The 11,888-nt window shown below is 36.6% G+C and carries 8 protein-coding genes; 7 read left to right on the top strand and 1 reads right to left on the bottom strand.

Features of this window, described 5'->3' with window-relative positions; genetic code table 11:
* The coding region (locus AC4MRQ_RS21845; RefSeq protein WP_491199853.1) for a hypothetical protein at positions 1-577 on the bottom strand (577 nt) is incomplete at its 3' end.
* A 181-nt stretch (positions 578-758) separates the two neighbouring features.
* Between AC4MRQ_RS21845 and AC4MRQ_RS21840 the strand changes: the two genes are divergently transcribed.
* The 7 genes from AC4MRQ_RS21840 to AC4MRQ_RS21810 form a co-directional block, all read left to right on the top strand.
* On the top strand, positions 759-1,580 hold the full coding sequence (locus AC4MRQ_RS21840) for a PorV/PorQ family protein (RefSeq protein ID WP_491199852.1): 822 nt from the start codon (positions 759-761) through the stop codon (positions 1,578-1,580).
* Positions 1,581-1,584: 4 nt separating this feature from the next.
* On the top strand, positions 1,585-3,612 hold the full coding sequence (locus AC4MRQ_RS21835; RefSeq protein ID WP_491199851.1) for a helix-hairpin-helix domain-containing protein: 2,028 nt from the start codon (positions 1,585-1,587) through the stop codon (positions 3,610-3,612).
* Between the two features lie 73 nt (positions 3,613-3,685).
* A complete protein-coding gene (locus AC4MRQ_RS21830) occupies positions 3,686-4,126 on the top strand; it encodes a C-GCAxxG-C-C family protein (protein ID WP_491199850.1) in 441 nt (146 codons plus the stop codon).
* 6 nt (positions 4,127-4,132) lie between these two features.
* Positions 4,133-5,347, top strand: coding sequence for an exonuclease SbcCD subunit D C-terminal domain-containing protein (locus AC4MRQ_RS21825; RefSeq protein ID WP_491199849.1), 1,215 nt, complete (start codon positions 4,133-4,135; stop codon positions 5,345-5,347).
* Positions 5,348-5,350: 3 nt separating this feature from the next.
* Positions 5,351-8,914 (top strand): AAA family ATPase, encoded by a 3,564-nt coding sequence (locus AC4MRQ_RS21820; RefSeq protein ID WP_491199848.1) that lies wholly within the window; start codon positions 5,351-5,353, stop codon positions 8,912-8,914.
* Between the two features lie 521 nt (positions 8,915-9,435).
* Positions 9,436-9,948, top strand: a complete 513-nt coding sequence (locus AC4MRQ_RS21815) for a YfiR family protein (RefSeq protein WP_491199847.1) — start codon at positions 9,436-9,438, stop codon at positions 9,946-9,948.
* 18 nt (positions 9,949-9,966) lie between these two features.
* A partial coding sequence (locus AC4MRQ_RS21810; protein WP_491199846.1) for a TonB-dependent receptor plug domain-containing protein occupies positions 9,967-11,888 on the top strand: 1,922 nt, incomplete at its 3' end.

Here is an 11,888-nt window from a genome sequence, read left to right as displayed (position 1 = left end):
TAATGTTTTCAATTAATGATTTCGTGAACCTATTTCGAGTATCAATACCAACCATATTTGAATTATATTGGTCGATAATTTCTCCCATCTGATCAGCATACAATTGAACTGCTTTTTCAAGCTTTTGAAGTTTGTCCACATCGTTTCCCCGGGGAAAGATAATAATCGTTCCAATTGCTCTTTCATTGGTACTTATACCACAGGCAAATATATGTCTGATATGCACAAGCTTTTCCACAGCTTTAAATATCCATTCAGGAACAATTTCCCCAGATAACTTATAAAGATTTCCATGAAATTGGATAAAACCTTCAGTAGAATACAGGTGCGTTCGACCATAACTTGTATTTTTAAAGCTCTTTCCTATTGGGTTAATTCCTAGTAATCCTGTTAAACGGTTGAATATTGAACGTTTAATGCCAATAATGTTATTAACGTAACCCAGGTCTCGTTTTTCGTCTAATTGTATTAAGGCAATTATTGAGGATGGAAGTTTATTATGAAGATAGTTGCCAAGGGATGCATAAGCATCTTCTATGGTTTCCAGTTTTTTTATTTGTGTCTCACTTATCCCCACGGCCTATTTCAACGCATTGTTTTAGAATAAGGTTACATCAAAACCATCCCGACCTTTTGTGCTTTATTACTATTGATTGAAAATCTATAAGTTACCTTTTATAAAAACATAAAAATATTTTCATGGCATTCTTGATCTTTTCAATTGAGCTATCTATATTTATAATAATACAAAGTCATAAATGATACGTTATAAGATAATTGCATTTTTAAGTTTAATATTCAGTTGTAATACACTAGCTCAGACTTTAGATTACTCAGGACCAATAAGTTCGTCATTAGCTTATATGAAAGTATTTGATGACTCACCATGGGCTGCTTTAAGTAATGCAGCCAATTTGGCTTATTCAGAAAATCTGGCTACAGGAATTGGTTATCAGATGCGTTTTAATATGAGTGAATTAAGCAGTCGAACCGGTGTAATGGTTTTACCATCAAGCTATGGTACTTTTGCGGGATTAATATATCAAAGTGGTTACTCAAAGAGTAATTATAATCGTTATGCTTTATCATACAGTCGTGCTTTTGGCAATAAGATTTCAGCAGGGTTACAATTTAACTATTTAACACATCAAATTGAGGGAGCTGACCGGGCGGATGCATTTTATACAAGCCTGGGGATTGGATATTACATTTCAGAGAGCTTTGAACTGGGGGTATTCATTCAAAATCCAGAGCAAAGTAAAATGAACTATGGTGGGTATGATTATTCCTTGCTAACGTATTTTAATACAGCTGTTAAATATACAGCAACCGACAATGTACTTATTATTGCCGAGTTAGAAAAAGAGCAAGAACAGACATTAGTTTTTAAAACAGGTTGCCAGATTGATTTTAATAATAGGTTGGCTGTTCGTGCTGGTATTAAAGGTCAACCTCTTGAATTAACAGTCGGTGGAGGTTTTAAACACTCTGGTTTAACAATTGATGTTGGTTTTGCACATCATCCACAATTAGGACTGACTTCTGGTGCAGGCCTTTACTATTCATTTAATCGAAAATAAGAGTATGGAGAAGCGACTTCTGATTCTGCTTACTTTTATATGTGCTCTGAGTTGGACTGAAGCCCAGCAGACTGATGATTTGCAGAAAATGATTGGTAACATGCTTGAAACAATGGCTGATCAGCAATTGATAAGTCAGAATTATGAAGAGTTAGTGGACGGACTGATAAACCTCACTCATAATCCTATAAATCTTAATGCAGCTGAAAAAAATGATCTGGAAAAGTTATTTTTTCTGACGGATTATCAGATAGAGAATATTTTGTACTACCGATACACAAATGGGCAATTGTATTCGATATATGAATTGCAGGCGGTTGAACAATTGGACATGACCACCATTAATTACATGCTACCTTTTGTAGTTGTCGAACAGGTTGAGAAGAAGCGAAAAACTACTATATATGGAAATGTAATAGGTCGTGTACAGAGTACTTTTCAAACACCATTGGGTTATGAACCAAAGAATGATAGTACGGAATCAGCATATCAGGGATCGAAAGAGAAATGGTTGACAAGAGGGCGTATCTATTTTGGGAAAAAAGCAGAGGCAGGGTTTACATTAGAGAAAGATCAGGGAGAAAAAGCCTTTCCGAATACAATTCCATTGACTGATTTTACTTCGGGTTTTGTAAAGCTTAATAAACCTGTCAAATGGGTTGACAAGTGGGTTGTAGGTGATTATCGATTATCTTTTGGACAAGGGCTTGGAGTATGGACTGATATGGCATTTTCAAAGTCGACTGAAACAGCTCAACTGAGAAGGCGTCCTAAGGGTATTAACGCCTACACTTCTGTCAACGAAAGTTCTTTCCTGCGAGGTACAGCTATTTCTCTCAAATTTAATAATTGGTCTGTATCACCTTTTGTATCGTATAAGAAACGCGATGCATCAACTTCAAATGATACTATAAATAAAGAACTAATTTCATCTTTACAGGAAACTGGCTATCATCGCACTAAATCAGAACGCGATAACAGGCATAAAGTGAATGAGTTGGTGTATGGAGTGCAAACTGCCTGGCAACACCATAAGTTTCACTTGGATGCCGGATATGTCTACTGGACAATTGATCAGCCAATAGCATCTAAGGTGCATATAAAAGATAAATATCGATTTACAGGAGATTATCAGGAAACGATGTGGTCATCCTATTCTTTGTTTTTGGGTGCATTAAATGTGTTTGGAGAGGTGGCTGTTCAAAACTTTGATGAACTGGGCTTATATCAAGGACTAACATATAATGCAGGTGGAGATGTAATAATGTCTTTGGCTTACAGAAAATACAGCCGAGCCTATACTGCTATATTATCCAATCCATTTTCGGAATCATCTATTAGGGGAGGAGAATCGGGGTGGTTTGCATCTATAAGTATTAAACCTTTAAGTCGACTTTCTTTAAGAGCATATGCCGATCTGTTTGCTTATAGTTGGTTACGTTATAATGTTTACCGACCATCAGATGGTTTTGAGTGTTTTGCGCAGGCTGACTATAAAATCGATTCTCAACAAAAACTTTATCTGCGGTATAAATCAACTCAAAAAGAGATTAATAAAAGCACCAATTTGAACACGTATGAAGTAGATAGTTATGAGAAAGATAACATCCGTATATTCTACAGCAATGAACCAAATGAGAAATGGCGCCTGCAAACACAATTAGAATACTCAATTTACAAAGATGATAATCTTAATAGTAATGGTTGGATGGCTTTTCAGGACGTCAGATTTAAGCTGGATAATAAATTAACAAGCTCCATTCGGTATGTGCTATTTGATATTGAAGATTACCAAAGTCGAATTTACAGCTACGAGCCGGATGTATTGTATGCCTTTACCATTCCTGCATATATGAATGAAGGTATGCGTGTGATATTTAATGTGAAGTATTCTCCAATCCGTGATCTTGAGCTATGGGCAAGAATGGCTCATACAAGCTATTCAAATATCAATGATATAGGTTCTGGAAATCAAATGATTCATGGTAACCAGTTAAGTGAGTGGAAATTGCAAATGAGATACCGTTTCTAGAATAATCGATCACAATTTGCTACATAAAGACAAATCATTTGTTATTTTTACAATGCTAACAAATCACCTCGGTATGGAAAAGAAAATCTCGACGGCTATTGATGCCTTCTACAATGGCAATAACTGTGCACAATCAGTTATCAAAGCTTATGTTGATGAATTGAGGATCGATGAACAACAAGCACTTGATATGGCTTTGGGTTTCGGAGGAGGCATGGGCAAAATGCAAAAAGATTGTGGTGCTGTAACAGGGGCTTATATGGTTATAGGAATGCATAACTCACATTTCATATCAGACATTGATGAACGGAAGGAAGAAACACCTCTAATGATTCAAACCTTTCGCAAGAAATTCTGTCAACGGCATCAAAGTGATCAATGTGTGCATTTATTGGGGTGTGACATTCGAACCGAGGCTGGGCAAAAGTATTTTAAAGACAATCATCTTAAAGATAAGGTTTGTTCCAAATGTATTGAATCTGCAATTAACATTTTGGAAGAGCTGTTTAAATAGTAGTGAATGAGAATACTCCATACGTCTGATTGGCATATTGGACAAAGGTTACATGGAAATGACAGGGAAGAGGAGCATCGTCTGTTTTTTGAATGGTTAAAGCAAACAATAAAGGAATATGATGTCGCGCTCTTATTGGTAGCAGGTGATATTTTTGATGTAGGATTTCCTTCGAACAATGCATTAAAACTTTATTATCAATTTCTAACATCACTAGTTGATACTCCCTGTAAACAGATTATCATAACCGGAGGGAATCATGACTACATTAGCACTTTAGAGGCACCTTCGGATGTGCTTTCTGCACTCAATATTCAGGTTATTGGTGGTGCCCGAACCGATGTTAAAGAGGAACTGATTGAGGCTACTTATCGAAGTAAACTCGAATGTGTCGTGGCGGCTGTACCGTTTCTCAGAGATAAGGATATTCGGCTAATTACGGCTGGTGAATCGTATGACGATGTGGTTAAAGCAACCAATACGGGTATTGTCAAGCACTATCAAAAAGTTGCAGAAGCTGCACAGAATTATTCTTGTCCGGTGATTGGTATGGGACATCTTTATGTGCAGGGAGCAGGTTTATCAGAAAGTGAGCGCGATATTCATATTGGCAATCTGGCCGGATTAAATGTTGAAGCATTTCCTCCTGAATTCGATTATATGGCTTTGGGACATATTCATCGCCCACAAAAATTAAATAAAGAGGGTACAATTCGTTATTCAGGGTCACCTATTCCATTAAGTTTTTCGGAGCGATCTGATACAAAAAAGGTCGTTTTACTTGATGTGGAGGCGACAGGTGTTAAACAAATAGAAACCATTCAGATTCCATCATTTCGGAAACTGATCCATTTTTCAGGTAGTTTCAAACAAGTATATAAGGAGTTATCAGACTATAAAGGAGATTCTGAATTAGATGATTGGGCAGAAGTTGTGATTGAAGAACCGATGATGGATACTTCCATTCGATCTGATTTTGAAGAACTCATTGACAAAATAAATCAATTGGATAATCAATTGACAGTTGTCAAACCACAGTTAAAATTAAATGGTGCGAATCGGCAGGAAGAGCAAACGGTTGATACATCTTTGGCTGATTTGAGTGTTAATGATGTTTTCGACAGGCTTGTGGAAAGCAAACAGCTTTTAAATAAAGAAGATCTGAACAATACCTTCAACGAGTTGCTTGATAGTTTTTATCATCAATCAGAAAAACAATAATTCATGCGTTTACTTCAACTACGTATTAAGAACCTGAATTCTCTTAAAGGAGAACATCTGATTGATTTTTGTAATGGACCTTTGGGAGAAACCGGTTTGTTTGCTATTACAGGACCAACAGGAGCAGGTAAGTCGACTATTCTTGATGCAATTACTTTGGCACTATATAACCAAACACCAAGAAGTGGTGCGGTTTCAAAAAATGACATTGTACGCTTAGGGAGTGTTATAACCCGTAATACGGATGAGGCCTGGGCACATTTGGATTATGAGTTAAAAGATAATCGATATCGATCTCAATGGGGCATATCACGAAACCGAAATGGTAACCTGAGGGATTATTCGCTTGTGTTATCAAAGCAGGAGGCAGATGGTAGCTTTGTGGCCTTGGATATCAAGCGAAATGAAGTTCCAAAAGAGAATAGCCGTTTAATCGGATTAAGTTTTGATCAATTTTTGCGTTCTATTTTATTGTCACAAGGAGATTTTGCCCGTTTTCTAAAATCAAATGCTAATGAACGAGGAGAATTACTTGAGAAAATTACCGGAACAGAAATATATCGACGATTAGGAAGGGCATGTTACGAAAGACGGGGCGAGGAGTTAAGATCACTGGAAGAACTTAAAATTCAACTAGGTGGAATTGATTTGCTTTCAGATGAAGAACATTCGCAAATTGTAGGAGAATTATCGAAACTGCAAGATAGCTGTAAGCAGCAAGATGAGGTTCTTTCAAAGCTAAGAAAGCAATTACAGATTAAAGTTCAGATCAGGCAAAAAGAAGAAGCTTTGGAAAAGAATAAGCAATCTTTTCAAGCGTTGAAATTAAAGCAGACTGCATTCGAAACAGATAAAAACCGTTTACAACAACACGCGATAGTATTGCCTTTAAAAGCAGATATACAATCAGTCCTTCAACAAAAGAAAATTACGAATAACACTCAGGGGGAACTGAAAGATAAACAACAACAGTTGTTGCAACAAAACGAGAATTTTAAAAAGAATACATCAGAATTGAATAAACTTGTTGAGGCTGTTGAGAAGCATCGACAAAAGGAGCAAACAATGCAGCCGTTAATCAAGGAAGTCAGGTTAATCGATGGGGCTATCAAAATAGAGGAAAATTCGCTTCATGAGCTGGCAAAACAAAATAAAACGGTTGAAACTCAACTTGATTCTCTTCATAAACAGATAAAGGAAGTTCAGGAAAAACTCAAAACATATGAATTAGAATCTGATAACCTTAAAACTTACCTGAAGAAGCATCGAATATATGATAACATCGGTGAACAATTGCCCTTGCTTAAGCAGCAATTATCAATGTTAAATTCCATAGAATCATCCGTTAATGATCGATTGCCACAGATGGAAGCATCCCCAACCAGAAATACAATGCTTTCAACAATAGATTTTCAGCAACGATTAATGATTCTCGAAAAAGCCATTAAGCAAAGTGAAGCTTTTATTGGCGAAAGACAGCAAAGTTTACCCACTGACCTACCTGATATAGATAAACTGAAACAAACTTCACAGACCCTTCAGCAAAAGGGAAATGCATTGGAGCGTTTAGCAGAATTGCATCTGGAACAAATGCAATTGGCAAGTGAGTTAATTTCGTGGAAAAAGAATTATGGGGATGAGGAACGGGATTTAAAAGCCAGCCTGAAAGAATTCACGGATTTAAAACAAGCTATTGAAATCAATCAGAAGCATATTGATGAGTTAGCCATACGACGGGAACGTGAATTATTGGAAGCAAAATACACAGAGGCTCGAGAATTACTTAAACCTGATGAAGCTTGTCCTTTGTGCGGTTCGACAGAGCATCCTTATGTTGAAAATTACAATCAACATGGTAATGAAACGGAGCAACTATTAAAAGAGAAAACACAAAAGCAGCTAGAGCTTAATAATGCAGAAAAGCATCTCAGAGAGAAACGATCGACATTAGAAACACGCATTAGTAATTCAGAGAAACATATCAAACTAACTGACTCAAAAATTTCTAAAACTAAGATTGCTATTCAGGAACTGATGCATAAGCACCATATTGAACTTAGCTCAATTAATGAGGAAGTAATTGAAGTAGCAAAAACGGAGAACAGTAGTTTAGCCAGGAAAATCGAATTACAAATCACCAATATAGAACAATTGGAAAAAGCCATTGTCAGGAATAAGGAGTTCAAACAAGTTTACGATGAATTGGATTCATATCTTAAGACAAGGAGTGGGCTTGAAGAAAAACTGAATTCGTTTAATATACTCACCGATAAAAAAACAATAAACCAGGGGTTGGGCGAATTGGAGCATAACTTTCAAGTAATCGTTAAAAAGAAAGAAGAACTTCAAAATGTTGAAAAGCAACTGTTACTGGAAAAAAATCGCAGAGAAGAAAAAGATAAACAATTAAAGGAACTAACCGGTCATTTCGCTGAACAGGGAACAAAGCTTGAGCTTGCTAAAGAAAGAATTAACATCAGAAAAGATAAACGTCGCTCCTTATTAGGCGATCAAAACCCTGATGTACTCGAAAAGCAATTCAGGGGAGAAGCAGATATTCTAACCGAAAATAGACAAGCAAAGGAGGTCAATCTTAAGGAGTGTGTCACGTTACAGGGTAGTTTAAAAATGCAGATTGAAGGCTTGCATAAACAGATTCAGCACGAACAATGGCAGTTAGAAACTATGAATAGGGAATTAAAAGCAAAGCTCGATTCAAATAATCTTGATTCAATAGAGAAGGCATTACAACTTTTACTAACTGATAATGAATATAGAAAACTACATAAACAACAGGACAATTTAGCCACGGAGGAAACAGAATTGGAGCACTCTAAGAATGAGTGTCTAGCAAGCTTGAAACTTCTGAAGGAGGAGTTGGGAAGTACAACAGAAAGTGAGAAAGATTTAACAAATCTACTTCAGGATAAAGAAGTCAAGTATAAAGAAGATTTAGGATTGGCTGGCAGTTTAAAAGAAAAGCTGAATATTGATACGCAGAATAAACAGAAGCAAAAAGAAAAGCTGATCTTAATTGATAAGCAGACACAAGAATTTAATCGGTGGAACGAGTTGAGTATGCTTATTGGTGATGCTACAGGGAATAAATTCTCAAAGTATGCGCAAGAGCTAACTTTAAAGCAAGTGCTGATTTTGGCTAATAAGCATCTAAAACTACTAAATGATCGCTACAAGATAAAACATGTAAAAACTGATAACCTGGATGATTTATTTGTAGTTGATTTCTACCATGGCAATGCTGAACGATCAGTAAAGACTCTTTCTGGAGGAGAAAGTTTCCTGGTTAGTCTTTCTCTCGCTTTGGGCTTATCTGATATGGCTGGTCAAAATATGGTTATTGGCAGCTTGTTTATCGATGAAGGATTTGGAACCTTGGATCAGGATACTTTGGATGTGGCTTTATCAGCTCTTGAAAAATTGCAATCTGAGACAAATCGTACTTTTGGTATAATCAGCCACGTACCTGCGTTAAAAGAGCGGGTAACCACACAGATTGAATTAAAAAAAGATGCTTCAGGATATAGCACGCTACAGATCGTTAATTAGATGATTCATCTTTAAGGATTTTGATGACCGGCTGTGTAATCAAGACTTGAAAACATTACCGGTATTTAATATGAAGTATTAGTATAGCAACGGTATCTTCTTAAGCCATATAGATTGTGAATCACACCTCTTGATAACCTTAAAGTTTACACGGAACTAAGCCTTATAAGTACTTTATTACTTATTTCATTCGTCACATTTTAGCGATGGTTAATCATATTTTTTTGGGTCTTTTTATTGAGAAATCTATTTTCGGGGCCGATTCAGAAGAGGTGAATTATTGGGGGACGCAAATTCATTTTGGGCAGAATACATATTGGGATTAACGGCAATATTCATCAATCAAACTGATGATCGTTGATAAGCAACGTAAAAAATGCAGCTATAAAGCTGATGAAATTACTATGCTGTTAATTCTTAGGATATTTTCAAGGTGATTTAACTCAATGGGAATGAATAATTAAAGTATTTAAAAATATAAAAACAAATTAAACCGTAAACATGCAAAACAAACATCAAACATGAGAAAATTAATTTTGTTATTATACGTCATATGCTTGGGCGCAATGATAAGTGAAGTGAAAGGGCAAACAGCTACTTTCAAAGCACTTTTTCTCTATAATTTTACTAAAAACATCGAATGGCCAGCTTCAAGTTCATCCAATGAAGTGACCATTGCTGTGTTGGGAGATGATGAGATTTATACAGAACTGGAGAAAATTGCCAAAGTAAAAAAGGTTGGAAACAAAAGCATTAAGATTGTTTCTGCAAAAAGTATAAAAGACATCGATGATGCCAACATCGTATTCTTAGGATCAAACAAAAGTTCTTTAATGCAATCTTTGAGTCATGAACAAGAGGGTAAACCAATATTGATTGTGGCGGATAAAAAAGGCATGTGTAAACATGGAGCTGGGATATCCTTTTTAACTGTGAATGGTAAATTGCGTTACGAAATTAGTCCGGCAATTATTGCAGCACACAACCTTAAAGTCACTCAAAAAGTAGTTAGTTTGGGAATTAAAGTTCAATAGCTTTAAAGTAGAAATAAAATGCAAAGAATTACATACATTACTATTTTGGTGTTTTCGTTGGCTCTAAGTACAATTGTGAGAGCCCAGGAAGGTGGTAATACCACACTTTCGAAGGAGAAGATATTATCAATGACGACTGAGGAATTAAGTGCATTATCGCTTGAAGACTTGATGGCAGCCATTGATATTGTTGGTGTTTCGTCGCTCGAAGAGTTATACGAACTATTATTGAATAAGGATGTAACTTCTGCTTCTAAATCAGAAGAAAGTTTATTTGATTCTCCATTGTCAACAACAGTTTTATCACACGATCAGATAATTACATCTGGTGCCACTTCCATTGAAGAAGCTTTGCGTCTGGTTCCGGGGCTAATCGTTCGTGAAAAGACCAATGGAAACTTTGATGTACATATTCGTGGGAATGATAATTTACCCGGCAAGAACATGCTATTGTATTCAGAGAACATGAATACCTTGGTAATGATCAATGGTCGTCCGGTATTTAATTATTCACATGGTGGTACGCTCTGGGAAACTTTGCCTGTTAGCTTCGAAGATATTGATCGTATCGAAGTCGTGCGTGGTCCGTCCAGTGCACTCTACGGACCAAATGCTTTATCGGGAGTAATCAACATTATCACTCAGACAATCACCGATGATTCGCCGCTTGTTTCGGGTAACATTCAGGGAGGATCGCTAAATACTTATTTGGGAGATGTAGCCTTCCGTAAAAAAGTAAGCGATAAAGTTAGCTTTGGACTAACAGGTAATTTCGAAACAAGAGATCGTGAACGTGATGATATTCTAATCTACGATCGCGGAGGTTCACAATATTCATTAGATGGTAATCCTGTTGATCCTGGTTATTTTACATTGAGTGAAATTAACCGCATGATGAATGGTAATCTACCTTTATGGCCACCTTATGATGTGAAAGGTGAGACATACGATATTTATAAGTCTTTTCCTGATCCTGACAAGTCAAAAGAGCGAATGGGCGTAAATGGATATATTGATTTTGTGCCAAATGAGAATACAACCATCAACGTGATGGCCGGACATCAAAACTCACAGGCAATTACATCGAGTATGGGAGATGTACCAACGCCTTATACAACAAAAGAGGCAACTACTTCCTATATCGACGTCAGAGCACAATATAAAGGTTTAAATATACAGGCAAATTATAACCTGGGAACCATTGACTATATGATGGGTAACGAAGGGTTTGAATTAGATAATGATCAATTTAACCTTCAGGCCGAATACGATTGGAATCTTGGCAAAGTTAGTATTCGCCCTGGTGTTAGTTATCAGTCAATGTCATATGATGATACCGAGCATATTGCAGAGGTAGGAAATGGTTACCTGAATAAAGAGCAAACCATTAATATCTTGGCAGGAAGTGCGCGCGTTGATTACCGCCCTAGCGATAAACTTCGATTAGTGGCCGCTTTACGTGCAGAGAAGTATTCTATGCCGGATGATGTTTATGCATCATGGCAGTTGGTAGGTTCATATAAGATTAACGACAATAACCTGTTGCGAGCGGTCTACTCAAGAGCAAATCAATCATCTTTCCTGGTTAATACTTACTCCAATTACACATGGAATGTGGTTAATATGGATTATCCTCGTGTAATGCAATTTGATGGAAATGAAGAGCATGATTTAAAGACTATGGATATGTTCGAGCTAGGTTTTCGCTCACGTCCTACAAAAAGTTTATTGATTGATTTGGAGGCATTCTATACCATTTCAGAAGATTTCGGTGCACTAATGCCTGCTAGTTCTACCTTTGCAGTTTTTAATCCATTGGAAGTTGCATTAGCTGGAGCCGACGCAGATGTAAATGGTATAGTTAATATACTCTATCAGAATATGGATTTGGTTGCCAAACAAAAGGGCATCACGGCATCTGTCGATTGGGTTATTTCTGA

Source organism: Carboxylicivirga sp., assembly GCF_982718395.1.
Note: the sequence above shows the minus strand (reverse complement) of the source record. Positions and strands in the feature narration are given on the sequence as shown.

Coding starts and splice junctions, on each gene's coding strand:
- AC4MRQ_RS21835 (WP_491199851.1), top strand. CDS start 1,585: ATGGAGAAGCGACTTCTGATTCTGCTTACTTTTATATGTGCTCTGAGT.
- AC4MRQ_RS21820 (WP_491199848.1), top strand. CDS start 5,351: ATGCGTTTACTTCAACTACGTATTAAGAACCTGAATTCTCTTAAAGGA.
- AC4MRQ_RS21830 (WP_491199850.1), top strand. CDS start 3,686: ATGGAAAAGAAAATCTCGACGGCTATTGATGCCTTCTACAATGGCAAT.
- AC4MRQ_RS21825 (WP_491199849.1), top strand. CDS start 4,133: ATGAGAATACTCCATACGTCTGATTGGCATATTGGACAAAGGTTACAT.
- AC4MRQ_RS21840 (WP_491199852.1), top strand. CDS start 759: ATGATACGTTATAAGATAATTGCATTTTTAAGTTTAATATTCAGTTGT.
- AC4MRQ_RS21815 (WP_491199847.1), top strand. CDS start 9,436: ATGAGAAAATTAATTTTGTTATTATACGTCATATGCTTGGGCGCAATG.